The organism is Amycolatopsis sp. CA-230715, from assembly GCF_018736145.1.
Classification (GTDB): Bacteria; Actinomycetota; Actinomycetes; order Mycobacteriales; family Pseudonocardiaceae; genus Amycolatopsis.
This window is the reverse complement of sequence record NZ_CP059997.1, coordinates 1,895,874-1,919,932: the sequence shown is the minus strand read 5'-3', so window position 1 is coordinate 1,919,932 and position 24,059 is coordinate 1,895,874. Positions and strand designations below refer to the sequence as shown.

The following is a 24,059-nucleotide window of genomic DNA, read 5'->3' as shown; positions in this document are numbered from 1 at the left end:
GATTTTGACCGGTCAATAGCCGGTTCGCTCGGTGACTGGTCGGTGATGGCGCGAAGACGCCAGCTTCTTCGAGGGGTGCTCGCCTAGCATCGCGGCATGTCAGACGACAGCCGCACCCTCGTCGAGGCCGCATGGCGAACTTTCGCGACCCACGACGCCGACCGGATCGCCGCGGTCTTCACCGGCGACGCCGAGTGGCTCGCCCCGCCGGGCAATGCCACCGCGATCGCGCTGAACGTCCCCAGCCACCTGATCGGAAGGGACGTGATCGCGCGCTTCCTGGCCGAAGACTTCCCCCGCTTGTTCGCGCGCGACGTCACGGTCACCTTCCACGGCTTGTACGCCGACGGCGACCGGGTGATCGTGGAGGAGACTATGACGGCGACCCTGGCGGACGGCCGCCACTACGCCAACGACTACTGCTTCGTCTTCGAGTTGCGGGAGGGTCTGGTGCACCGGGTGCGGGAGTACATGGACACCGCGCGCGGGCATCGCATGGTCTTCGGAGATCCGCGTGAATCTCCGCCGATTGAATGATACCGGCGGGCCGCGATCCATTGTGGACATGGTGGCTAGGGCCGCCGGGTGGCGGGTTCCGGTCAGGCGGCGCGGGGTTGTGCGGTGTGGATGGTGTTGGTTCGGGGTCTTCGCCAGGGATCCAGGAACTCCGGTGGGGTGAACTCGGGCATCCCGTTAACCATGCGGACTTTCCAGTCGCTGTTGTGGAGTAGGCGGTGGTGGTGTCCGCAGAGGAGGACGAGGTTGCCGAGGTCGGTGGTGCCGCCGTTCCACCATTTTTATGGGGCAGTGCCAGGGGTTCCAGGAGTGCGAGGGTTTTCGCGCTGGAGACCGGGTCGAGGTAGCCGTCGAACTTGATCGAGCCGTCTTTGCCTTGCCGGTACCGGAACACGCGGGCCGGTTCGGGGGTTTCGCGGGGTTCGCGGCCGTCGGGGTCGAGGGTGTCGCGCAACCGCTGACCCGCGGCGGCGACTTCCGCCGTGGTCGCGTTCCGAGCGAGATCGACCAAAGTCTTCTCGGTCTTCTCGCGCTCGTCGACCGGCACGGTGTCCGGGATGGCCTGCAGCGCCGACACGATCTCATCTACGTGCAGTGGCGAGATCGCGCCTTCGGCGGCGGCTTCTCCGGTCAGCGGCGCCGCAGCGGGAATCTCCGCGCCATCGATACCCCGGCTGGGGTTAATCGCGAGCGCCCGTGCCACCAGTTTCCGCACCGCGGCTGAGGCAGTCCGTGCAACCTCCGCCACCAATGCGGTGGTCGAGGGATATCCGAGTTCGTGGGAGCCGCCGTTGTCGAGTTCCGCGATCACTTGGCAGACCCGGGATTCCTGCTGCCACAAAGACATCAACTCTTCCCGCAGCAGCGCGGCCTTCTCGCACGCAGCGAGCTGCCACAGCTCCCGCTGCGGTACAAGGGAAGAGTTCTCGGACACGCCACAATTCTACCGCGATCGCACAGAGGTTCGACTGATCCATCCAGGTGAACCAGAGCGACGGTCTGAAGTGGACTATAGAAAACCTCTTGCCAGAAAAGGAAAATCGGCCGACCTGGCAACCGGCGCCCGGCCTCGACAAGCCAGTCACACTCTTTCAGTCCAAAGCTGTCTTTAAACTGCCGCTCGACACGGCGACCGGCACCGCAGCGCCGCAACCGGAAGCCAGACTCGGCAAGCTGTTTGACTCCTGCGATCACAACAGGACGGGCCGAAGATCCGGATCACCCATGTCCGGATCGAACGGGTACATCGGCCGCACTATTCCCTTGTGTCCCAACCGAAGCAGATCCTGATCCACTCCACCCGGAGTAAGCGCCAGCAACCAGTCGGCGGCCAGCTCGTACAGTTCCGGCTCCAGGTATCCGATTTTCACCACCACGAGGTCCACTCCGGACGGATCGAGGCCGAGGTCGGTGAAGTCGCGTACGTGATGGTAAGGCTTGCGCCGCGACGTGAGGATCGAATGAACGCCGCCGCACCGGACGACCGCGATCCGCCCGCCGACGGGATCGTCGTGCAACGATTCCACCACTCCGGTCAGAGGGACCGACCCCCGAGGGCCCGGGTCGATTTTTCCGCCCACGGCAACCGAAATCGGAGAACCGACCCCAGAGGCATCCGCGAGAGAGACGGCGTCGGGGTCGACGATGCTGGCGTGGATGGCGGTGGCACCGGAAGAGAAGGCGGGGTCGTCCACCAGCTCGCCCAGTGACCACGACACGTCCCCGGCGCCGCCCGCGGTGGGGTTGTCACCGGAGTCGCTGATCAGGAACGGCCGCAGGGAACTCGCGAGACCTTTCCGGACACAGGAAGCGAAGTCCCCGGTGGGGGCCACGAACGGGAACTCGTGCCGCGCGCGCCAGTACTCGGCGGCGAGGGAACCGGCGCTTTCGACGGCGAGTGCGGCGTCGTCGCCGGTGACCACCACCGCCGCCTGGCAGCGGGGTTCGTCGGCCCACGCGTAGCCGACCCACACCGCCGCGTCCAGGATCCCTTCCCGCGCCTCGATTTCCGGGATGCGGGCGTACAAACCCGCGGCTGGTTCCAGTCGCGTGCTGGTCTTTTCGCCCGGCAGCAGGACCGGCACCTGCACCCACGCCTTGTGCGGCCTGCCGCCGGAGGCGAGCCGGTCGACGAGGTTGCGCGCGGCGCGTTCCCTGGTTTCCCAGGTGTCGACGTGCGGCGCGGTGCGGTAGCAGGTCAGCAGGTCCACCGCGGTGGCGAAGGCGCGCGAGACGTTGCCGTGCAGGTCCATCGAAGTCGAGATCAGCGCATCGGGCCCGACGGCGTCGCGGACGGCGATGGCGAGATCCGCTTCGGCGTCGGTCATGCCCACCACGCTCATCGCGCCGTGGATGTCGAGCAGGATGCCGTCCAGCGGTCCGGCCGCCGCCAGCAGGGCGACGATCTCTTCCTTCAACGCCGCGTACACCTCGGATTCCACCGCGCCGCCGGGAAGGGACACGGCGTGCAGCAACGGGACCCATTCGGCGCGCGAACCCAGCTCGCCCGGCATCCAGTCGTACCGGGCGAGGAGATCCGCGCCCCTGGTCACGGTGAACGCGTCCACTCCGGTGCGGTGCGGGGAGAACGTGCTGCTTTCGATGGCGATCCCGGCGATCCCGATACGCGGTTTCGAGGGCACGGACGATCCTTTCGGCGAGGAGGGATGATCAGACGGTGAGCGCGTTGCGCAACGCGAGGAGCCCGGCGCCGAGCACGCCCGCGTCGACCCCGGCCGCGGCGACGCCGATTTCGAGGTCCTGCGTGGCGATGGGAAGGCACCGCTCGTACAACGCCCCCCGCACCGCGGCCACGTACGGCTCGATGGTGGCGAGCCGCCCGTACAGCAGCACGGCGTGCGGATTGACGAAGTTGACCACAGTGGACAGCACCTCGCCGAGCCCGCGCCCGGCGAACCGGACGAGCGAGGTCACCGCGGGGTCGGCGTTGGCGGCCAGTTCCGCGATCCGCTCGGTGCTGCCGACCTCCATTCCCTTGTCCCGCAAGGTGGCCAGCAGCGCGGCGCCGCTCGCCACGGTTTCCAGGCAGCCGGTGTTGCCGCAGCTGCACGGAAGTTCGCCCGCGGCGGAGACCCGGACGTGGCTGACGTCGCCAGCGACCCCGTGCGCGCCGAGGTGCACGACCCCCGACGACACGAGCCCGGAGCCGATCCCGGTGCCCGCCTTGACCACGAGCAGGGTTTCGCGGTCGCGGCCCCGCACGTGGTATTCGCCGAGCGCCACGATGTTCGCGTCGTTGTCCACCGTGACGGGCACGCCGAAGGCGTCCGCGAGCCGGGTGCCGACGGAGTAGCCGTGCCAGCCGGGCATCCGGGACGGGCCGGACACCCGGCCCGCGTCGACGGGACCGGGCAGGCCGATGCCGACGCCGATGAGCCGCATCCCGGCGAGTGCTTCGTGCGCGGTGAAGTCGGCGGCGATCGAGCGCAGCTCGGTGAGCACGGTGTCCGGTCCGGCGGCGATGTCCAGTTCGTACTCGGCGGTGCGCACGAGGTCCCGCGCGGGGGTCATGGCGCCGACGCGGACGTGCCGCGTGCCGAGATCCGCGGCGAGCACGAACCCGCCGTCGGTTCGGGCCCGCAGCAGGCGGGGCCGTCGGCCGCCGCGCGACGGGCCTTCGCCGGTTTCGGACACCAGCCCGGCGTCGATCAGCTCCTGCACCCGCAGCGAGGCGGTGGATCTCGCGACGCCGAGCACCCTGGCCAGGTCCGAACGCGACATCGCTTCGCCGGTGGAAACCAGCCGCAGGATGTGCGCGGCCGAACCCGGTTCTTCTGGCTGCCCACTTTGTTCGAACATCGAATTAAGTCTCTTTTCTTGCACACGGGCTGGGAGCACGCCCTGACCAGTGATGCTAACGGTTTCCGAGGCAAAACGGCAGGGCGTCGAGGATGGCAACTTAATTCGAAGAGCATCTTGTTTTGCTTCGATTTCGGGCTTAAGGTCTGCGTTCACCGGCGATCCCTCCTGACCTTCCCCACTGGAGATGCGATGTTCCCGACGCCTCAAGGCCGTTCTCCCCGGCGCCGAACCCTGGCCGCGCTCGCGGCGGGGTCGGCGGCACTGGTCGCGCTTTCCGCGTGCACCGGCGCTTCTTCCGGTTCCGGCGGCGGCACGCCGTCGGAAGGCGGCTCGGTGAGCTTCGCGCTCCCGCCGAACGCGACCCCGAACTGGATACTCCCGGTGGGGTTGCCCGGTTACCTCGCCACCTACAACTCGTCGATCCAGCACGAGATGTTCGTGCCGCTGGTCGACTTCAACGGCTCCTCGGGCTCGGTCGCGCTGGACGAGAAGGGCGGTGCCGCGAACCCGCCGAAGTACGCGCCGGACGGGAAGTCGGCCACCATCACGCTCAAGGACCTCACCTGGTCCACCGGCGCCAAGGTGACCACCCGCGACGTCGAGTTCTGGTTCAACCTGGTGCGCGCCAACAAGACCAAGTGGGGCGGCTACTCGAAGGGGCGCATCCCGGACAGCGTCACCGCGTTCAAGGCGGTGGACGACAAGACGTTCACGCTGACCTTCGACCAGTCCTACAACCCCGAGTGGTACACCGCGAACCAGCTGATCTACGTCGTCCCGCTGCCGCAGGCGGCGTGGGACAAGCAGAGCGCGGACGGTCAGGTCGGCGACTTCGACCGGTCGGAAGAGGGCGCCCGCAAGGTCTTCGACTACCTCACCGGCCAGGCGAAGCAGATCGCGAACTACAACACCGATCCACTGTGGAAGGTCACGAACGGGCCGTTCGCGCTCAAGGAGTTCACCACCGGCGGCCAGGTGACGCTGCAGAAGAACCCCAAGTACACCGGGCAGGACCCGGCGCACCTCGACACCGTGGTGTTCAAACCGTTCACCAGCGCGGACGCCGAGTTCAACGTGCTGCAGTCCGGCGGCGTCGACTACGGCTACATGACCTCGGCGAACCTCGGCCAGCGCGGCGCGCTCGAAGCGCGGAACTTCAAGGTGGAGCCGTGGCGCGGCTGGGCGATCACCTACATCCCGTACAACTTCAACAACCCGCAGGCGGGGCCCGCGTTCAAGCAGCTCTACGTGCGGCAGGCGATCCAGGGCGCGGTCGACCAGAAATCGATCGCCAAGAACATCTGGCGCGACATGGCCACGCCCGGGTACGGGCCGGTGCCGCAGGACGACAAGTCGGAGTTCCTGTCCGAGGCGCAGCGCAAGGCGCCGTTCCCGTTCGACATCGAGAACTCCAAGCGCCTGCTCACTTCGCACGGCTGGCAGCCCGGCCCGGACGGCACGCTCGCGTGCGCTTCGCCAGGCACAGCCGAGAACCAGTGCGGCGCGGGCGTCGCGGCCGGTACGCGGCTGAAGCTGACGCTGCTGACCGAGAGCGGTTCCAAGGAAACCGAGAACATGATGCTCGAACTCAAATCGTCACTGTCCAAAGTGGGCATCGCGCTCGAGGTCAAGCCGCAGCCGCTGAACACGGTGCTCGGCAACAGCGTGCCGTGTACACCGGAGCAGAACGAGTGCTCGTGGCAGCTTTCGTTCTTCGGCACCCAGGGCAGCTGGTACTTCCCGGCGTACCCGAGCGGTGACCGCATCTTCGCGAGCGGCGCGTCGTCGAACCTCGGCAACTACACCGATCCCCATGCGGACGAGCTGATCACGGCCGCGCTCAAGAGCCAGGACCCGGACGCCATGCGCAAGTACGGCGAGTACCTCACGCAGCAGCTGCCGGTGATCTGGCTGCCGAACCCGGTCTACCAGATCTCCGTGCTGAACAAGAAGCTGCAGGGTGTCGTGCAGGATCCCTTGGCGGGCATGCAGGTCCAGCGCTGGTACCTCACCAAGTAGGGGCGAAGCGTGCTCAGGTACCTGGTTTCCCGCGTGGGGCAGGCGATCGTGGTGATCTTCGTGGTCACCCTGATCGTGTTCTTCCTGCTCCACCAGATCCCCGGCGGGCCCGCGCGCGGCGCGCTCGGGCTGCAGGCGACCCCCGAGCAGATCGCCGCGTTCAACCAGGCGCAGGGGTTCGACCGGTCGCTTCCCGAGCAGTACGGCCGGTTCCTGCTCCGGCTGCTGCAGGGCGATCTCGGCGATTCGTTCACGCTCAACCAGCCCGTCGGCGACCTGATCGGGCAGCGGCTGCCGAAGACGCTCGTGCTGACCGTGCTGTACGTGCTGGTGGCACTGGTGATCGCGGTGCCGCTCGGGACGTGGCAGGCGGCGCGGCGCGGCAGGGCGTCGGACTACGTCACCACCGGCATCACCTTCGTGCTCTACTCGACCCCGGTGTTCTTCCTGGCGTTCGTGCTGATCATCGTGTTCTCCCAGAAGATCGCGCTGTTCCCCGCGCAGGCGCCGCAGTCGGACACGCTCGCCGGGATCTTCGCCGAGCCGGGCGCGCTGGTGCTTCCGGTGGCCACCGGAGCGGCGGCCAAGGTCGCGGTGTTCAGCCGGTACATGCGGTCCTCGGTGCTGGACAACCTGAGCGAGGACTACGTGCGCACCGCGCGGGCGAAAGGCGCGTCGGAGCGGCAGATCCTGCGCGAGCACGTGCTGCGCAACTCGCTCACCTCGGTGGTCGCGATGATCGGCTACTACATCCCGGTCGTCTTCGGCGGCGCGGTCGTGATCGAGTCGATGTTCAACTACCCGGGGATGGGCCTGCTGTTCTGGAACGCCGCGCAGACGCGGGACTACCCGATCCTGCTCGGCGTGGTGCTGGTGATCGCGATCGCCACGGTGCTCGGCTCGCTGCTCGCCGACGTCGTGCAGGCGCTGATCGACCCGAGGACGAGGAAGGCGCGCGCATGACGGCGGAGTCACTGTCCGAAAAGGACACGGTGCGCGCGGAAGGGCCCAGCCGCCGCAGGCTGCGGCTGTTCCTGCGCAACCGGCTCGCGAAGACCGGGCTCGGCATGCTCGTCGTGCTGGTGGCGTTCTGCTTCCTCGGCCCGCTGCTCTACCGGACCGACCAGGTGCACACCGCGCTGGCGGACGCGCACCTGCCACCCGGCTCGCCCGGCCATCCACTCGGGACGGACGACGTCGGGTTCGACCTGCTGGGCAGGTTGATGGCGGGCGGGCAGACCTCGTTGACGATCGGGCTCGCCGCCGGGCTGCTGGCCACCGTGATCGGCACGGCGTGGGGCGCGGTCGCCGGGTACGCGGGCGGCTGGGTCGACAGTGTGCTGATGCGGATCGTGGACGCGGGGATCGCGATCCCCGCGCTGTTCCTGCTGGTCGTCGCGGGCACCATGGTGACGCCGAGCATCGGCGTGCTGATCCTCGTCATCGGGTGCGTTTCGTGGCTCGCGCCCGCGAGGCTGATGCGCGCGGAGTCGCTCGCGCTGCGGTCGCGGTCCTATGTGGAGGCCATGCGGCTCTCGGGTGGCACGGGGCTGCGCGCGATCGGCAAGCACATCGTGCCCAACGCGATCGGCACCGTGATCGTGAACGCGACGTTCCAGGTCGCGGACGCGGTGCTCCTGGTGGCCTACGTCAGCTTCCTCGGGCTCGGCGTGCCGCCGCCCGCGGCGGACTGGGGCGGCATGCTGAGCCAGGGCCTGTCCTACACCTACGACGGGTACTGGTGGCTGGTGTTCCCGCCGGGGCTGCTGATCGTCGCGACGGTGTGCGCGTTCAACTTCATCGGCGACGGCCTCCGCGACGCCTTCGACGTGCGCTTGAAGGAGCGGTGATGGCGGATCGGGTACTGGAGTTCACCGGGCTGGAGATCGGGTTCGCCACGGCGCAGGGGACCACCGAAGCGGTCAAGGGGATCAGTTTCGGGGTGTGTCCCGGCGAGGTCGTCGCCGTGGTCGGGGAGTCCGGTTCGGGCAAGAGCGCCACTTCGCTGTCGGCGCTGGGACTGCTGCCGCCGACGGCGACCGTGCGCGGGAGCGTCGTGCTCGACGGTGACGAACTGTTGGAACTGTCCGAAAAGGACTTCAGGGCGCGTCGCGGCGACGACGTCGCGATGGTGTTCCAGGAGCCGATGACCGCGCTCAATCCACTCAGGACGATCGGGTGGCAGGTCGCCGAGGCGCTGCTGCTGCACCGTGATATATCCACATCGGACGCGAGGGCGCGTGCGGGTGAACTGCTCGCGCTGGTGGGGATCGACGAACCGGAACGGCGGCTCGACCAGTACCCGCACGAGCTTTCCGGCGGGCTGCGCCAGCGCGTGATGATCGCGATGGCGCTGTCGTGCGAGCCGAAGGTGCTGATCGCGGACGAGCCGACGACCGCGCTGGACGTGACGGTGCAGGCCGAGATCCTCGACCTGCTGCGCCGGATGCGCGACGAGCTGGGCACCGCGATCGTGCTCATCACGCACAGCATGGGCGTGGTCGCCGATCTCGCGGACCGGGTGGTGGTGCTGTACCAGGGCGAAATCGTCGAAGAAGGCGATGTGCGCCAGGTCTTCGCCGAGCCCGCGCACGACTACACCCGCCGCCTGCTCGCCGCGGTGCCGCACCTCGGTCGCGCGCCCGCGCGCGTCGTCGAGGAAGCCCGCGCGGACGAGGAGCCGGTGCTGGCCGTGCGCGATCTCGTGGTGGACTTCAGCGGGCGGCGCGGCGCGGGGAAGTACCGCGCCGTCGACGAGGTGTCGTTCGAGATCGCGCCGCGCGAGGTGCTCGGGCTGGTGGGGGAGTCCGGTTCGGGGAAGACCACGGTCGGCCGCTGCGCGGTGCGGCTGCAGAAGCCGACCTCGGGCCGGATCGAGGTGTTCGGTACCGACGTCGCGGGTCTCGGCGCGCGGAAGCTGCGCGAGGTGCGCAAGCGGATCGGCATGGTGTTCCAGGACCCGGCGTCCTCTTTGGACCCGAGGATGACGGTCGGCGAATGCGTGGCGGAACCGTTGGTGCTGGGGAAGATCGGGAACCGCGATGCCAGGGTGGCCGAGCTGCTCGACAGCGTCCGGCTGGAGAAGGCCCACCGCGACCGGTACCCGCACGAGCTTTCCGGCGGGCAGCGGCAGCGGGTGAGCCTCGCGCGGGCGCTGGCGATGGACCCGGCGCTGCTGGTCGCCGACGAACCGACGAGCGCGCTCGACGTGTCCGTGCAGGCCGCCGTGCTCGACCTGCTCGGCCAGCTGCAGCGCGAGCTGGGGTTCGCGTGCCTGTTCATCAGCCACGACCTCGCGGTGATCGACCAGCTCTCGGACCGCGTCGTGGTGATGCGCAAGGGAAAGGTCGTCGAACAGGGCACCAGGGACGAGGTGCTGCGCGCGCCGAAGGAGGACTACACGCGGCGCCTGCTGGCCTCCGCACCGGTGCCGGACCCGGTGGAACAGCGGGCCCGCCGGGAGCGCGGGTGAGCTGGCTCGGTGTCGACATCGGCGGGACGAAAGCGCAGGCGGTGGTCGTCGACGACGAGCTGCGCGTGCGGACCGCGCGCCGGGTGTCCTCCGGTGCCAGCGACGGCGCCGACCGCATGATCGAAACGGCGCTCGGCCTGATCGGCGAGCTGCTCGCGGAGTTCCCCGATGTGCTCGGCGTCGGGGTCGGCGCGGCGGGCGTGATCGACCCGGTCTCCGGCGTCGTGACGGCGGCGAGCGGGACTTTCCCGCAGTGGCAAGGGAAATCGCCCGCGAAACTGCTGGAGAACGCGCTCGGCCGCCCGGTGCTGGTGGAGAACGACGTGAACGCGTTCCTGCGCGGCGAGGCGAGTGCGGGCGCGGCGCTCGGGGCGGAGCACGTCATCGGGATCACCGTCGGCACCGGGATCGGCGGGGCGCTGCTGTCGAGCGGCGAGCTGCTGCACGGGGCGCACGGTGGTGCCGGGGAAATCGGTCACACACCCGGTTTCGGCGACGACCCGTGCACGTGCGGGGCACGCGGGCACCTCGAGTCGGTGGCCGCGGGACCGTCGATCGCCCGCCGGTTCGCGGCACGGGACGGGCGCGCGCTCGGGCCGGCCGAGATCGCGGAACTGGCCAGGCACGGCGATCCGGCGGCGCGCGGGGTCTACGCCGACGCGGGTGCCGCGCTCGGGCAGGCGATCGCGACCGCGGCGACGCTGCTGGACTGCCAGACGGTGGTCGTCGGCGGCGGGGTGGCCGCCGCGTGGGACCTGATCGAGGCGCCGTGCCGCGCGGTCGTGGACTCGTCGGTGCTGGCGTCGAACCGGGGGCTGTCGATCGAGACGGCGCGGCTCGGGGTGCTCGCGGTGGCGATCGGCGCGGCCGCGCTCGCCAGGTCAGCGTGACCGCGGCGCCGCGAAGTGCTCGGCGAGGACGCTGGTGAGCGCTTCGGCGGCTTCTTCGGGCACCCAGTGCGAGACGTCTTCGAACATCTCGAACCGGTAGGCCGCTTCCACCCAGTGCTCGGTGTTCAGCGCCGCCGTCGAGCCGAACGCCACGTCTTCGGTGCTCCACACGTACAGCGTCGGCACGGTCGTCTTGCCGATCTTCCCGGCGGGCCTGCCCGCGCGGTACCAGTTCAGCGCCGCGGTGAGCGCGCCCGGTTCGGACAGGCGCCGGACGTACTCGTCGATCTTGCTCGGCGAGACCTTCCAGTCGAACATGCGCCGGATCGCTTCGCCGTCGTCGGCGAGCATGCGCTGTTCGGTGACGCGCGCCTGCCGCCATTCGGTCATGTACCCCGAGCGCAGCTGCTGGTCCTCGTCCTCGCGCAGTGCCTCCGCGAACGCGCCGGGATGCGGCGTGGACACCGCGCTGAGCGTGCGCAGGCGATCGGGGTGCTCGTCGGCGGTCCACCAGGCGACCGCGCCGCCCCAGTCGTGGCCCACCAGGTGGAACCGGTGCCAGCCCAGTTCGTCCGCGATCGCGACCACGTCGCCGACCAGCTCGCCGATGCCGTACTCGGCCGGGTTCTCCGGCCGGACGCCGGGGGAGTAGCCGCGCTGGTCCGGCGCCACCGCGCGGAAGCCCTGCGCGCCGAGCGAGCCGACCTGGTGCTCCCAGGAGATCGCGGCCTCCGGGAAGCCGTGGAGCAGCAGCACCGGCGCGCCGTCCTCGGGACCGGCGGCGATCGCGTCGAAACTGCCCACCGCGGTCGGGATGCTCAGGTGTTCGGTCACACCCCGGAACCTAGCGCACGAACGGGCGCCGTTTCCGCCCCGGCCCAGCGGGTACTCCGCCGAGGAGACGTGAACGAGGAGGTCACCGGTGAACACGAACGCGTACATCACGTTCCTGCTGATCGGCATCGTGCTGGTGGCGATCGACGGGCAGATCATCTACCACAGCGGGCGCCGCTACCTGGAGAACTCCTACGGCGCCCCGGAAGCGGGCGCGTCGATGGCGAGGCTCGTCACGGTGATGTTCCACCTCGCCGTGCTGGGCATCCTCGCGCTGCTGTCCACGATCAGCCTCGGCGGTGACGAGAGCAGCATGCCGAAGGTGGTGGCCAAGCTCGGCATCCTGCTGCTCGTGCTGGCACTGGCGCACGGCATCACGCTGGCGGTGCTGTCCAGGATCCGGGACGAGCAGGTCGGCGAGAACCTGGTCGCGCGCAAGCAGGGCCTCGCCGCGGAGCGCGGGCGGGGCGGCACCACCGTCAACCCGGTGGACCCCGGCACCGATCCCACCAGGCCGAGCGTGAGCCCGTCGCTGGAGCACGGCGCGCCCTATTCCGCCCCCGGCGAAGGCCGCTGACGCCGATGAGTCCTTTGTGGATGCCGCGACCCCGCGGCCACCCCGGCCGTTGACGCCTCCACCCGCCGGTTGTACGGTCTCCGCGCACAGCCGAGGGCCGTAGCTGGCCGTGGAGGTACATCCGTGGCGATCCCGCCGGTGGCGCTCGTCCGCCGCGTCGGCGCGCTCGCGATCACGGCACTGTGCCTGGCCGGCTGTGGCGGGGCGGAGGACACGGCGGCACCGAAGCCGAGCCCGATCCCCGACACGAATTCCATCGTTTCCGCCGTCGCGGCCGATCCCGCGCTCGCCGCGGCGTTGCCGCCGCAGGTATCCGGTTCCGGCTCGCTGCGCCTCGCGACGAACCTGCAGTCGCCGCCGAACAACTTCTACGCCGCCGACGGGCGGACCCCGATCGGCTACGAGGTCGACATCGCGAAGGCGATCGCGGCCAAGCTCGGCGTCCGCATCGAGCACCAGGACGAGGATTTCTCCTCGCTCATCCCGAGCCTCGAATCCGGCCGGGTCGACCTCACCATGGCCGCGATGAACGACACCAAGGAGCGCGAGGCCAGGATCGACTTCGTCGACTACTTCACCTCGGGGATCACCATCATGGTCCGCAAGGGGAACCCGGAGCGGGTCACCGGGCCGGACGCGTTGTGCGGCAAGGCGGTGGCGGCCGTGCAGGGCACCAGCAACCAGCACTTCGCCGACGCGCAGAGCGCGAAGTGCGTGAAGGCCGGGATGCCCGCGGTCGCGGTCGAAGTGACCGAAAGCGACGGACGCAGCGAAAACGAGCTGAAGACGGGACGGGTTTCCGCGGTGCTCAACGACTTGCCGAGCGCGAGCTTCGCGGCGCGGACGGTCGACGACGGCGCGGCCTTCGACGTGGTGCCGGGCCAGCCGCTCAACGGCGGGCCGTACGGCATCGGGTTCGCGAAGTCGAACCGCCAGCTCGCGGACGCGGTGCGGGGCGCGCTGCAGGCGCTGATCGACGACGGCACCTACGGCCGGATCCTCGCCGCGTGGGGGCTGCAGCAGGGCGCGGTGCGGAAGGCGGCGTTCAACGGTGGTCCCTGAGGCCTACCTCGCCCAGTTCACCGAGCCCGCGGGATATCTCGACTTCGGCCGGTTCGGCCCGCCCTCGCGCGCGGTGCTCGACACCACCGCGGACCTGCTCGCGCGCACCGCCGTCGCCGGTCCGTCCACTGTGGACGAACTGATGACGCAGGAGTCCCGCGCGAAGGCGGCCGCCGCGCGGTTGTGCGGCACGGTTCCCGAGCACGTCGTGCTGCTCCCCAACACCAGCCTCGGGTTGTTCCAGGCCGCGTTCAGCGTTCCGGGCGGCGAAGTGCTCGTCGCGCCGACGGAGTTCCCCGCCAACTTCTACCCCTGGGTGCGCGCGGAGGAGGCGGGGTTGCTGCGCGTGCGCCCGCTCGGCGCCGGGTACGTGACGGCGGACGGCGTGCGCGCGGCGCTGACCGGCGAAACGACCGCGGTTTCGGTGAGCGCGGTGGACTTCCGCACCGGGTACCGGGCCGATCTCGCGGCGCTGCGGGAGGTCGTCGGCGACCGCCTGCTGGTGGTCGACGGCATCCAGGGCTTCGGCGTCGTCGACGAGCCGTGGGAGGTGGCGGACGTGCTGGTGGTCGGCGGGCAGAAGTGGCTGCGCGCGGGCTGGGGCACCGGGTTCGCGGTGCTGTCCGAGCGCGCGCTCGACCGCCTGCGGCCGGTGCTGTCGGGCTGGACGGGCGTGCGGGACGCGGGCGTGTTCGACGGCGAGGTCCACCCGGTGGCCGACGGCGCGCAGGCGTGGTCGATCAGCAACCTGAGCCCGGTGACCTCCGGCGCGTTCGCCGCGGCGCTCGAACTCGTCGAGGACGCCGGGCCCGCGGCGATCGGCGCGCTGATCGAGCGGCGGGTGCGCGAGCTGGAGGAGGCGCTTTCGCGCATGGGCGCGGAAATCGTGTCCGCGACGCGGCGCCGTGGCGGGATCCTCGCCTTCGCGCTTCCCGGCGTGCCCGCGAAGAAGGTCGGCGAGCGGCTGGCCGAAGCCGGGATCACCGCGACCGCGCGCCGGGAGCACGTCCGGCTGACACCGCACGCGTCGACCCCGGCCACGGCCGCCGAGCTGGTGCGCGCCGCGCTGGCCTGAGCCGGAGTACGCTGTGTGCGGCGCCGTCAACTACCGGCGCGCTCAATAGTTGCGGGTGCCTGCTATCCGGGTGGGAGAAGGTGAATCGTGTCACTGGCCGAAGACGCCGAAGACGCTGTCGCGGCGCGCGCGCAGGGCTGGCGCACGCTCGCGGCCCTGCACGCCCGGATCGAAGACCGGCTCGAACGCGAGCTCCGCCGCGCGCACGAGCTGTCCGTGAGCGAGTACAGCGTGCTGGACGTGCTGTCCCGGCAGGACGGTTTCCACCTGCGGATGAACCAGCTCTCCACGGCCGTGGTGCTGAGCCAGTCGGCGACCACGCGCCTGGTCACGCGGCTCGAAGAGCGCGGGCTGCTGCAGCGCTACCTGTGCCCGACCGACCGCCGCGGCGTCTACACCGAGGTTACCCCCGCCGGGCACGAGCTGCTCGCCGCCGTGCGCCCGACCCACGACGCCGCGCTGGGGCAGGCGCTCGGCGAAGCGGTCGAACTCCCCGAGCTGGCGCCGCTCGTGCACGCGCTGTCGTCGCTGACCTTCGGTGAAAAGGGCTGACCTTCGGCGGAATTCCTCCGGCGCCTTCGCGCGTTGACCTAAGGTACGGGCAGTCGAAATCTGGAGGCAGTGTGCTGGACCCCGAGGATCTCTACGAGGTGGATTCGGACGTTCCCGATCTGACGGGCGCCGTCCTGCTCCACTCGCTGGACGGGTTCGTCGACGCGGGCTCCGCCGGCCGTCTCGTCACCGAACACCTGTTGAGCTCGCTCGACCACCGGGTGATCGCCCGGTTCGACGTGGACGCGCTGATCGACTACCGCTCGCGGCGCCCGCCGATGACCTTCTCGGTCAACCGGTGGACCGAGTACGAGGCACCGGAGCTGGTGGTGCACCTGCTGCACGACCAGGACGGCACGCCGTTCCTGCTGCTCACCGGCCCGGAGCCGGATCAGCGCTGGGAGCGGTTCGTGGCCGCGGTGCGCACGCTCGTCGACCGGTGGGGCGTGCGGCTCACGGTCGGCTTCCACGGCATCCCGATGGGCGTGCCGCACACCAGGCCGCTCGGCGTCACCGCGCACGCCACCCGGGGCGAGCTGGTCAAGGGTCACCAGCCGCTGTTCAACCGCGTGCAGGTGCCCGGCAGTGCCTCGGCGCTGCTGGAGCTGCGGCTCGGCCACGCCGGGCACGACGCGATGGGCTTCGCCGCGCACGTCCCGCACTACCTCGCGGCCGTGTACCCCGCCGCCGCGGTCAGCATGCTGGACGCGATCGGCGAGGCGACCGGGCTCGTGCTGCCCGCCGCTGACCTGGCGGAGGCCGCCGAGCAGGCGGACGCCGACATCAACCAGAAGGTCGCCGAGTCCGACGAGCTGAGCGAAGTGGTCGCGGCGCTCGAGCGCCAGTACGACGCGTTCACCGAGGCGTCGAGCCGGGAAAGCCTGCTGGCCGAATCGGTCGAGCACATGCCGACCGCGGACGAGCTGGGTTCGGCGTTCGAGCAGTTCCTGGCGGAGCAGAGCCCCGGTCAGCAGGACTGACCGGGGCCCGCGCGCTCCCCTCAGCCCTGATAGGCCTTGAAGATGTTCGTGAACTCGTACTTCGACTGCTCGATCCCGCTGCAGTTCGCGACCGCGCCGCCGCCGGGGCAGTCGCCGTTGTCCCTGCCCGCGGACCAGAAGCCGATTCCCGCGACGTGGTTGGCCTTCGCGTAGTCGAGCAGCTTCTTCGCCGCGGCCTGGTCGGTGACCGAGCCGGTGTCGTTCTTCCCGATCATCGGGGTGAGCGAGAGCATCCCCTTCAGATCGGCGTCGTTCTTGTCCGGCCAGACGGTCTTCAGCTGCTTCAGCGTGGCGTTGGCGGCCGAGATCAGCGCGTCGCCCCAGTCACCGGTGTAGCCGAAGTCCATCAGCATCGGGTTGACCGTGACCGCGACGCCCTTGGCGGCCGCGTCCTTCAGGATGTCCACCGAGCCGGGGTCGAGCCCGTAGTCCTGCCCCTGGATCCGCAGCGTGTAGCTGACCTTGGTCTTCTTTTCCTTCTGCAGCTTGAGCAGCGCCTCGTTGACCGTGCCAGCCGGGATGCTGGCTTCCACGTCGACGTCGATGCTGTTGCTGCCCACCGCGTCCAGCGCCTTGACGTAGGCGCCGTACAGCGCGTCCGCCGAGCCGCACGCGGTTTCCAGGTAGGGCCCCGCCGCCCCGCCGGTCGACACCGTGACCGAACCGCCGAGGTCGTGCAGTCCCTTGACGTCACCGGTGATGCGGGAATCGGTGAGCGGGACCGTGCCGCCCCACGCGGGGTTGCAGCCGGTGCTGTCGGCGAGCGCGAAGGCGAGGTTGAAGTCCTTCTGCCCGGTTTCCTTGGCGATCGACGTCATCGACGGGGTGGCCGCCGTGATGTCGATGTAGGGCGAGACTCTGCTGCTCGCGAGCGGCGCCGCGTCGGCGTGCGCGACCGCGGGCACACCCAGTGCGGCCGTGCCCAGCGCCGCCGCGATGATCCGCCTTCCTCGCGAGAACTTCTTGTCGTTCATACGTTTCGTCCGTTCCGTGACCCCCGACCGGTGCCGCCGGTGACCGTCTCCGTACCGGCGGTCACGCGACCGTAGGTGGTCTAAACCAAGAAGGTCAAGGGGTCTAGACCATCTGTCCGGTCGTTGTCCAGTGCCCGCGCGCGGTGTTCATCCAGCGGCCTTCCGCCCGACACCCGCGTTGACGACACTGCCCCGAGGGGGAAACGACGAGGAGGAGCAGCGGATGAGAAGACTGGCGATCGCGGCGGGCCTGGTGGTGTCCCTGAGCGCGGCGGGGACTGCCTCGGCGCACGGTGACCGGCTTCGCGACGCGGTGCAGGTGTTCCGCACGGACCTGCCGCCGCTGGCGACCGTCGGCGGCGTGCCCATCACCGGCGGCGGCTACGGTTCGGCGCTCGCGCCGGTACTGGGCGGCAGCGACGAGTACTACGGCCTCACCGATCGCGGCCCGAACGTCGACGGCCCCGGCGGCGAGAAGGTCGAACCGCTGCCCGCGTTCACGCCGTCGATCGGGAAGTTCCGGCTCCGCGGCGGAAAGGCGGAGCTGGAGCAGACGATCCCGCTGCGGGCCGCCGACGGGACCCCGTACTCCGGGCGGCTTTCCACCCAGGCCGACACCGGCGAGAAGATCGTCGACCTCAACGGGAAACCGCTGGCACCCGACCCGAACGGCTATGACTCCGAAGGGCTCGCGGTCGCGGCCGACGGCACGTTCTGGGTCTCCGACGAGTATGGCCCGTTCGTCACGCACTTCGGCCGCGACGGCCGCGCGATCGAGCGGCTGGCACCCGGCAAGGGCCTGCCCGGCGAGCTGAAGAACCGGGTGCCGAACAAGGGGATGGAAGGGCTCACGCTCACCCCGGACGGCGGCACGCTCGTCGGCATCATGCAGTCCGCGCTCGGCCAGCCCGACCTCGACAAGAAACCGGGTCACGTCGCGCCGGTGCGGATCGTCACCTACGACCTCCGCACGCGCGCCGCCCACGAATACCTGTACCTGCTCGACGATCCCAAGGACAACGACGGCGCGGTCAGCGAGATCACCGCGCTGAGCGCCACCACGTTCCTCGTCGACGAGCGCGACGGCCAACCGGAACCCGGCGCGTACAAGAAGCTGTTCAAGATCGACCTCGCCGGTGCCACCGACGTCGGCCCCGCGGAGAAGGTGCACGACGCGCCGTACGACGCGGCGAAGGGCGGGCTGCTTGTCGGCGACGACAAGGAAACCATCGAGGCCTACGTCGGCGCGCACGACACCGAAGAGGCGACCCGCGATCTCGCCGACGTGGACATCAAGCCGGTGAAGAAGAAGCTGCACGTCGACGTCGGCGGGCTGCTCACCCGGCTCGACCCGAAGGGCGGGTTCTTCGGGCACGACAAGATCGAGGGTGTCGCGACCACCGACGGCGGGCGCACCGTCGTGCTCAGCAACGACAGCGACTTCGGTATCGACGGCGTCAGAGGCGACGCCCCGCCGTTCGCGCTGCACCCGAAGCTGACCCCGGACGGCAAGCAGGACGACGGCGAGTTCCTGCGCATCGACGTCACGAAGCTCCCGGCCGAGCTGCGCGGCTGACCGGATCAGCGCGACCGGTGCCGTGCGGCGCTACGGGTCACCGCGGCCGCGCCGATCGTCATCAGCAGCACCGCGACGCCCCAGCGGCGCTTTTCCTTGGTGCGCTCGAGCCGGGTCGGGCCCGCGTCGGCGGACTTGCTCGGCGTCGGGCGCGCCTGCGCCGGCTTCTTCGTCGTGGGCCGCGGTGACGGTGGCGCCGGTTTGGCCGGGGCGACCGGTTCCGCGGTCGGCAACGGCGGCGGTGGCGGTGGGGCGGGGGTCACCGGTTCCGGCTCCGATGCGGGGGGTGGAACCGGAACCGGTGACGGCGGGGGAGTGGCCTTCGGTGGTGGTGGCGGGGGTGCGGGCGGCGAACTGGGCGGTGTGCTGGGAGGCGTGGTCGGGGGAGTCGTCGGTGTTGTGGTCGGCGGCGTCGTGGGCGGCGTCGTCGGTGGTGTGGTGGGTGGTGTGGTGGGCGGTGTCGTCGGCGGTGGTGGCGCGGTGAAGCAGCCCGCACCGTCCGAACTGGACAGTGCGGGGCCCGCGTCGATTTCCACCGGGGTGCCGTTCGGCGGCACCAGGTAGCGGCGGCCGCGGCCGCGCACGTCGTTCGCCAGCACCGAAAGCGTCCCGCCGCCCAAGGCGACGACGGCGCCGTAGGCCGAACTCGCGGGCAGCCTCGGCCCCGGAAGCCGCCGCACGGCACCGCTCACCGGGTCCAGGCTCACCAGCGCGCCCGGTTCGTGGGCGTCCGCCGCGACGCCGACCAGCAGCCCGCTCGCCGGGTCGAGGTCGAAGTCGTCGACCTTGGCGGCGAGTCCGAGCGGCCGCAGCCTCGTCGCGTGCACCACGCTCAGATAGGTCGCGCTCGCCGGGTCGATGTCCACTGTGTACAGTGTGCCGATTCTCTTGACGTACCACCGGTTTCCGACGATCGCCCCGGCCGTCGCGCTGACCAGGGCGGGGCCGAGCCCCGGATGCGGGCCGCGGCGGATCGGACCGCGGTCGCGCACGGTGCCGTCACGGGCGATCGTGACCACCCGCGGCGCGCCGGGCGTCGGCCACCGGCTCGCGAAATCGGCGAGGCCGTAGGCGAGGTTCTGCGCCTTCGCGTAGCCGAGCGCGTTGACGCGGTAGTCGAGCCGGCCCAGCGCGGTGACCGCGCCCGAGGGCAGCTCGACCCGGTAGGCCGAGGAGAGGTCGGTCGGCAGGCGGGACCGCACTTCGATCGCGGTGCAGGTTTCGGGCTCGCGCGCGCCAGCCGCGGTGGGCAGGAACGCGAGCGCCCCGAGCAGCAGTGCCGAGGCGGCGAGCGGGAAGGCGCGGCGCGCGGACGGCACGGGTCAGCTCAACCGGTCGAGTGCCCACCGGAAGGCGTCCGGTTCGATCTTCGTCCCGCCCGCGTAGGGGTTCTGCAACTGGTAGATGGCGAACAGCAGCACCGTGATCGTGCCGGCGAGGGTGGACACGATGATGATGTGCGTGCGCGGCTTGGTGCCGCCGAACAGGTTCGGCATCAGAACCGTCACCACACTGCCGAGGATCAACACGAACCACAGCACCGCGCCGAGGCCGTTCTGCACGGCGCCGGTGATCCGCTCCTGCCTCGCCTGGTACACGTCCCAGAGTTGGTTCGCGGCCTCGGTCTTGCGGTCGGTGGCCCAGTCGTCCCCGTCCGCGGTCTGCGCGTCCGCCACGGTGTCGCGGAGCCTGGCGAGCTGGGCCCAGCCGTCGCTCTCCACGGTGTGGCCCGCGCGCATCTGCGGCCACTCGACGTCTTGGACCGTGCGCGCGTAGGCGGCGGCCTGCTCGCGGACTTCGCCGCGCGTCGGCTCGGGCAGCGCGTCGGCCGCCCACGACGCGGCGACCGCGGCGTTCGCTTCCTTGAAGGCGCCGTCGCGCGCCGCGTCCACGGCGTCGAACTGCGAAATGAGCACGAAAGCGACGATCACCGCCTGCAGGCCGCTCACGATCGTGAACACCTGGCCCGCCGCGTCGTTGTTGTCAGGTCTGCCTTCGGAGAGCCCGAACCGCCTCACCAGATAGGCGCTGCCCGCGCCAGCGGCGGCCGCGCCCACCACCCAGAGGAGACCGCTCAGATAGATGCTCATCGTGGCCTTTCGCCGGTCGTGCGCGGTCGCCGAAATATCCGCCCGTGCCGATTACCCGGCAGCGGGCCCGCCGATAGTGATCGAAGCTAGTCAGCCGCGGCCGGTGCCGACAAGTCACGATTCGACAATTCATCCGGGTGATTCCCAGTCGGTGCGAAACGTCACCGGCGCGGCCGAGTCGTCGGCTTATTGGCATCAGGAGAACGGGAGGAAAAGAGTACAAAGTGGACCCGCGGTGCGCCATTTGAGCGACCACTGCGCTCACTGTCCGTAGTAGTCGGATCCGGGATGGACGGTCCGCCCATGCCGCGCGCCGACCTACCGCTTTGTGACCCTGACGAGCAAGATCATCGGCTGTGACGGCGTTTCGATATGCGCTCCGAGGTCGTGCGCAGGCGAAACGGCCTCGGATGTGCGAGCTGCCGCGCATTCGGGTGGCCGGTGAGACGGCTACGCAGCGTCTGCTCTACTGTGGGTCGCAGTCGAGAGCTGGATCTGATGAATCGGTACGGAGCAAAATTGGATTAATCGGCGCCGCGACCGCACTTTCGGGTGACTGTACGGGTTGCCGCGGGCGGTGCTAGCGTCGGTTCCATCGGCGTTCGAAAATGCACGGCGAAAACGACGTCAATCGTTTTCCAATTCCGCAGGCATCTCGTTTTGTGAACCCATTTCGTCGCGTCTATTTCTACGACCACGGAGCGGCTCACGGACGTGCGGCCGACACACGTCCGGGCGCGGGACGCTCCCTCCGGTGCGCCCCTTCGCAACCGCGCCGGGTCACCCTGCGAAGGGGCGCACGCCAGCACACAGTCCAGTGAGGACGACGTCGAATCCACTCGGGGAAGGCAGGTTGGCATGGTCACTTCGGATCTCACCGGGCTACCCGTGGCCACCGGACGCCCGGTCCGCGCGCTCCTCGAGTGGAGCAGGGGCCTGCTCGACCCGGCACTGAGGGAGGCGGTCGACTCGATGCCGGGGTCGATGCGGCTGATCGCGGGCTACCACTTCGGCTGGCTCGACGAGCGGGGCAAACCCGCGAAGGAGTCGGCGGGAAAGGCGATCCGGCCCGCGCTGACGCTGCTGAGCGCGCAGGCCGCGGGCGGCGATCCCGCCGGCGCCGTGCCCGCCGCGGTGGCGGTGGAGCTGGCGCACAACTTCTCCCTGCTGCACGACGACGTGATGGACGGGGACACGACGAGGCGGCACCGCCCGACCGTGTGGTCGGTTTTCGGGACTCCGGCGGCGATTCTGGCCGGCGACGCGCTGTTGACGCTCGCGGGTGACGTGCTCGCGTCGACCGGCAGCGCGGTGGCCGCGGAGTCGGCGCGGATGCTGAGCGCGGCGGTGCTCGAACTCGTCGAAGGGCAGAGCGCGGACCTGTCGTTCGAACGGCGGCGGGACGTCGGCCTCGCCGAATGCGTGCGGATGGCGGAGCGGAAGACCGGTGCCCTGCTCGGGTGCGCGTGCGCACTGGGTGCCGCGGCGGCAGGGAGCGTCGCGGCCGGAGCAGGGCACCTCCGCTCGTTCGGCGACCGGCTCGGCCTCGCGTTCCAGTTCGTCGACGATCTGCTCGGCATCTGGGGCGACCCGGCCGCGACCGGGAAGTCCGTCTACTCGGATCTGCGCAGCCGCAAGAAGTCCCTGCCCGTGGTGGCCGCGTTGACTTCGGACACCGACGCGGGCCGGGAGTTCGGGCAGCTCTACCACCGGCCGGATCCGCTGGCGGTGGACGATCTGGTGCGGGCCGCGCGCCTCGTCGACGCCGCGGGCGGCCGGGCGTGGTGCCGCGACCAGGCGAGCGCGTTGCTGGCCGACGCGCTCGCCGAACTCCGCGCCTGCGATCCGGACCCGAAGGCCGAGGTCGAACTGACCGCCGTCGCGCACCTGATGGTGCAGCGGACCGGGTGACCCCGACGTTTTCTCAGCACCACAGCCATTCCGGCCACATGGTGCACGGGGGTGCGGTCGAGGTGGTCGGTGGTGGCGGCGGGGCCGGGCGGGTGCTGGTGCCGCCGCCACCGGTGGTGGGCGGTGCGGGCCTGCTCGGCTCGGGATGCCCGGTGGGGGCGGGGTCCTCGGTGCTGGGATGGGCGGCGGTGGTGGGTTTCGCCGAGGTGCGGCCGGTTCGGCTCGGTGATTCCGAAGTGGACGCCGCCGTGGACGGCTCGCCGCCGCCACTGCCGCCCCGGCGGCTCGGCGGAGCCGTCGGGACGGCAGTGGTTTCTTCGCCGGTGCCGCTGGTGGGCGGCGGCGGTTGCACGATGAGCGGATCGTCGGCGCGGTCGTCGGACGGCGAGGAGACGTTCACGGCGACGGCCGCGGCACCGCAGCCCGTGACGACGGCGGCCATCACGGCCATCACGCGCCAGCGCGAGCGTGGCCGGGGCGGCAGGTGCTCACCCCAGCCTTCGCGCGCGAGCAGCGCGGACACCGACACTTCGTCGTTCACGGGAAACCCTTCGGTCGCACACCGGAGGGCACCTTTGTACCGCAAGCCTCACCCGATCGGGTGAAGGCCCAGGATATTCGCCGTGAAGGCCGCCTCAGTGCGCGCTGGACCGCTGCCAGAGGTTGATGTTCGCGTCCGTGGCGTGGCGGTCGATCTCGGCGAGCTCGTCGTCGGTGAACTCCAGGTTGCCGAGCGCGGCGACGTTGTCTTCGAGCTGACCGACGCTGCTCGCGCCGATCAGCACCGAGGTCATGCGCGGGTCGCGCAGGCCCCAGGCGAGCGCGAGCTGGGCGAGCGTCTGCCCCCGCCGCCGCGCGATTTCGTTGAGGGCGCGCACTTTCGCGAGCGTTTCCTCGGTGAGCGTGCCGGGGTTGAGCGACTTTCCCGCCGCCGCGCGCGAGTCCGGCGGCACTCCGTCGAGGTACCGGCTGGTCAGCATGCCCTGGGCGAGCGGGGAGAACGCGATGCACCCGGCACCCGCTTCGTCGAGCGTGCCGAGCAGGTCGTCGGCTTCGGTCCAGCGGTTGAGCATCGAGTACGAGGGCTGGTGGATGAGCAGCGGCGTGCCGAGGTCGCGCAGGATCCGGACGGCTTCGGCGGTCTTTTCCGAGGAGTACGAGGAGATGCCCGCGTACAGCGCGCGCCCGGAGCGCACGGCGGTGTCCAGCGCGCCCATGGTCTCTTCGAGCGGCGTCTCCGGGTCGAAGCGGTGCGAGTAGAAGATGTCGACGTAGTCGAGCCCCATCCGCTTCAGCGACTGGTCGAGCGAGGCGAGCAGGTACTTCCGCGAGCCCCAGTCGCCGTACGGGCCCGGCCACATGTCGTAGCCCGCCTTGGACGAGATGACCAGTTCGTCGCGGTAGGGCGCGAAGTCCCCGGCGAGCAGCCGCCCGAAGTTCTCCTCGGCCGAGCCGTACGGCGGGCCGTAGTTGTTGGCCAGGTCGAAGTGCGTGATGCCGAGGTCGAAGGCGCGGCGGCAGATCGCGCGCTGGGTCTCGAACGGCTTGTCGTGGCCGAAGTTGTGCCACAGCCCCAGCGAAATGGGCGGCAGCTTCAGCCCGCTGCGGCCGCAGCGGCGGTAGGGCATCGTGTCGTATCGGCTGTTCGCGGCAACGTAGGTCACGGCGCGCAGCCTAGTCACGAACGC

At 70.3% G+C, this 24,059-nt stretch carries 20 protein-coding genes and 2 pseudogenes; 13 read left to right on the top strand and 9 right to left on the bottom strand.

The features are described from left to right. Positions 1 to 96 precede the first annotated feature (96 nt). Positions 97 to 537, top strand: coding sequence for a nuclear transport factor 2 family protein (locus HUW46_RS09090; RefSeq protein ID WP_215546876.1), 441 nt, complete (start codon positions 97 to 99; stop codon positions 535 to 537). Between the two features lie 316 nt (positions 538 to 853). On the opposite strand, the pseudogene HUW46_RS49005 reads toward HUW46_RS09090, so the two are convergent. The 3 genes and pseudogenes from HUW46_RS49005 to HUW46_RS09075 form a co-directional block, all read right to left on the bottom strand. After that, positions 854 to 1,363: pseudogene (locus tag HUW46_RS49005) on the bottom strand (DUF222 domain-containing protein); the annotation flags it as partial. Between the two features lie 343 nt (positions 1,364 to 1,706). Further along, entirely contained in the window at positions 1,707 to 3,158 is a 1,452-nt protein-coding gene (locus HUW46_RS09080) for a M81 family metallopeptidase (RefSeq protein WP_215546875.1), read from the bottom strand. A 28-nt stretch (positions 3,159 to 3,186) separates the two neighbouring features. After that, positions 3,187 to 4,335: an ROK family transcriptional regulator gene (locus tag HUW46_RS09075; protein ID WP_215546874.1), complete on the bottom strand. Its 1,149-nt coding sequence runs from the start codon at positions 4,333 to 4,335 to the stop codon at positions 3,187 to 3,189. A gap of 192 nt (positions 4,336 to 4,527) precedes the next feature. Between HUW46_RS09075 and HUW46_RS09070 the strand changes: the two genes are divergently transcribed. From HUW46_RS09070 to HUW46_RS09050, 5 genes are read left to right on the top strand one after another with little or no spacing between them, the layout of a single operon-like run. Continuing rightward, positions 4,528 to 6,357 (top strand): peptide ABC transporter substrate-binding protein, encoded by a 1,830-nt coding sequence (locus tag HUW46_RS09070; protein ID WP_215546873.1) that lies wholly within the window; start codon positions 4,528 to 4,530, stop codon positions 6,355 to 6,357. 9 nt (positions 6,358 to 6,366) lie between these two features. Then, positions 6,367 to 7,320: an ABC transporter permease gene (locus tag HUW46_RS09065; protein WP_215546872.1), complete on the top strand. Its 954-nt coding sequence runs from the start codon at positions 6,367 to 6,369 to the stop codon at positions 7,318 to 7,320. Beyond that, the gene (locus tag HUW46_RS09060) at positions 7,317 to 8,207 is read left to right on the top strand and encodes an ABC transporter permease (protein ID WP_215546871.1); all 891 of its coding nucleotides are present in this window, start codon (positions 7,317 to 7,319) and stop codon (positions 8,205 to 8,207) included. Before HUW46_RS09065 ends, HUW46_RS09060 begins: the two co-directional genes overlap by 4 nt. After that, entirely contained in the window at positions 8,207 to 9,829 is a 1,623-nt protein-coding gene (locus tag HUW46_RS09055) for an ABC transporter ATP-binding protein (protein WP_215546870.1), read from the top strand. The genes HUW46_RS09060 and HUW46_RS09055 overlap by 1 nt, the downstream gene beginning before the upstream one ends. After that, positions 9,826 to 10,719 carry an ROK family protein gene (locus HUW46_RS09050; RefSeq protein ID WP_215546869.1) on the top strand — a complete coding sequence of 298 codons (894 nt, stop codon included), beginning with the start codon at positions 9,826 to 9,828 and terminating at the stop codon, positions 10,717 to 10,719. The genes HUW46_RS09055 and HUW46_RS09050 overlap by 4 nt, the downstream gene beginning before the upstream one ends. Here HUW46_RS09050 and HUW46_RS09045 read toward each other — a convergent pair. After that, the gene (locus HUW46_RS09045; protein ID WP_215546868.1) at positions 10,711 to 11,553 is read right to left on the bottom strand and encodes an alpha/beta fold hydrolase; all 843 of its coding nucleotides are present in this window, start codon (positions 11,551 to 11,553) and stop codon (positions 10,711 to 10,713) included. The genes HUW46_RS09050 and HUW46_RS09045 overlap by 9 nt on opposite strands. Positions 11,554 to 11,641: 88 nt before the next feature. Between HUW46_RS09045 and HUW46_RS09040 the strand changes: the two genes are divergently transcribed. The 5 genes and pseudogenes from HUW46_RS09040 to HUW46_RS09020 all read left to right on the top strand — a co-directional run bounded on the left by HUW46_RS09040 (position 11,642) and on the right by HUW46_RS09020 (position 15,799). After that, complete coding sequence (locus tag HUW46_RS09040) at positions 11,642 to 12,130, top strand: hypothetical protein (RefSeq protein WP_215546867.1); 489 nt, start codon at positions 11,642 to 11,644, stop codon at positions 12,128 to 12,130. Between the two features lie 123 nt (positions 12,131 to 12,253). Then, complete coding sequence (locus HUW46_RS09035; protein ID WP_442860925.1) at positions 12,254 to 13,192, top strand: ABC transporter substrate-binding protein; 939 nt, start codon at positions 12,254 to 12,256, stop codon at positions 13,190 to 13,192. Then, a pseudogene (locus HUW46_RS09030) lies at positions 13,182 to 14,261 on the top strand (aminotransferase class V-fold PLP-dependent enzyme); the annotation flags it as partial. The gene HUW46_RS09035 and the pseudogene HUW46_RS09030, both read left to right, overlap by 11 nt. Positions 14,262 to 14,354: 93 nt before the next feature. Further along, positions 14,355 to 14,819 (top strand): MarR family winged helix-turn-helix transcriptional regulator, encoded by a 465-nt coding sequence (locus HUW46_RS09025; protein ID WP_215546865.1) that lies wholly within the window; start codon positions 14,355 to 14,357, stop codon positions 14,817 to 14,819. 71 nt (positions 14,820 to 14,890) lie between these two features. Continuing rightward, on the top strand, positions 14,891 to 15,799 hold the full coding sequence (locus tag HUW46_RS09020; RefSeq protein ID WP_215546864.1) for a proteasome assembly chaperone family protein: 909 nt from the start codon (positions 14,891 to 14,893) through the stop codon (positions 15,797 to 15,799). Positions 15,800 to 15,819: 20 nt separating this feature from the next. Here HUW46_RS09020 and HUW46_RS09015 read toward each other — a convergent pair whose 3' ends face one another. Beyond that, the gene (locus tag HUW46_RS09015; protein WP_215546863.1) at positions 15,820 to 16,794 is read right to left on the bottom strand and encodes a chitinase; all 975 of its coding nucleotides are present in this window, start codon (positions 16,792 to 16,794) and stop codon (positions 15,820 to 15,822) included. A 223-nt stretch (positions 16,795 to 17,017) separates the two neighbouring features. On the opposite strand from HUW46_RS09015, the gene HUW46_RS09010 reads away from it, so the two are divergent. Beyond that, positions 17,018 to 18,370, top strand: coding sequence for an esterase-like activity of phytase family protein (locus HUW46_RS09010; RefSeq protein ID WP_215546862.1), 1,353 nt, complete (start codon positions 17,018 to 17,020; stop codon positions 18,368 to 18,370). Between the two features lie 5 nt (positions 18,371 to 18,375). On the opposite strand, the gene HUW46_RS09005 is transcribed toward HUW46_RS09010, so the two are convergent. Together HUW46_RS09005 and HUW46_RS09000 are read right to left on the bottom strand one after the other, a co-directional pair. After that, positions 18,376 to 19,689 (bottom strand): DUF6923 family protein, encoded by a 1,314-nt coding sequence (locus tag HUW46_RS09005; RefSeq protein ID WP_215546861.1) that lies wholly within the window; start codon positions 19,687 to 19,689, stop codon positions 18,376 to 18,378. 3 nt (positions 19,690 to 19,692) lie between these two features. Further along, positions 19,693 to 20,460, bottom strand: coding sequence for a bestrophin-like domain (locus HUW46_RS09000; RefSeq protein WP_215546860.1), 768 nt, complete (start codon positions 20,458 to 20,460; stop codon positions 19,693 to 19,695). Between the two features lie 858 nt (positions 20,461 to 21,318). On the opposite strand from HUW46_RS09000, the gene HUW46_RS08995 reads away from it, so the two are divergent. Continuing rightward, on the top strand, positions 21,319 to 22,371 hold the full coding sequence (locus tag HUW46_RS08995) for a family 2 encapsulin nanocompartment cargo protein polyprenyl transferase (protein ID WP_215546859.1): 1,053 nt from the start codon (positions 21,319 to 21,321) through the stop codon (positions 22,369 to 22,371). A gap of 13 nt (positions 22,372 to 22,384) precedes the next feature. Here HUW46_RS08995 and HUW46_RS08990 read toward each other — a convergent pair whose 3' ends face one another. Both HUW46_RS08990 and mgrA read right to left on the bottom strand, forming a co-directional pair. Then, positions 22,385 to 22,912, bottom strand: coding sequence for a serine/threonine protein kinase (locus HUW46_RS08990; protein WP_215546858.1), 528 nt, complete (start codon positions 22,910 to 22,912; stop codon positions 22,385 to 22,387). Between the two features lie 94 nt (positions 22,913 to 23,006). Then, the gene (mgrA, locus tag HUW46_RS08985; protein ID WP_215546857.1) at positions 23,007 to 24,035 is read right to left on the bottom strand and encodes an L-glyceraldehyde 3-phosphate reductase; all 1,029 of its coding nucleotides are present in this window, start codon (positions 24,033 to 24,035) and stop codon (positions 23,007 to 23,009) included. Positions 24,036 to 24,059 lie beyond the last annotated feature (24 nt).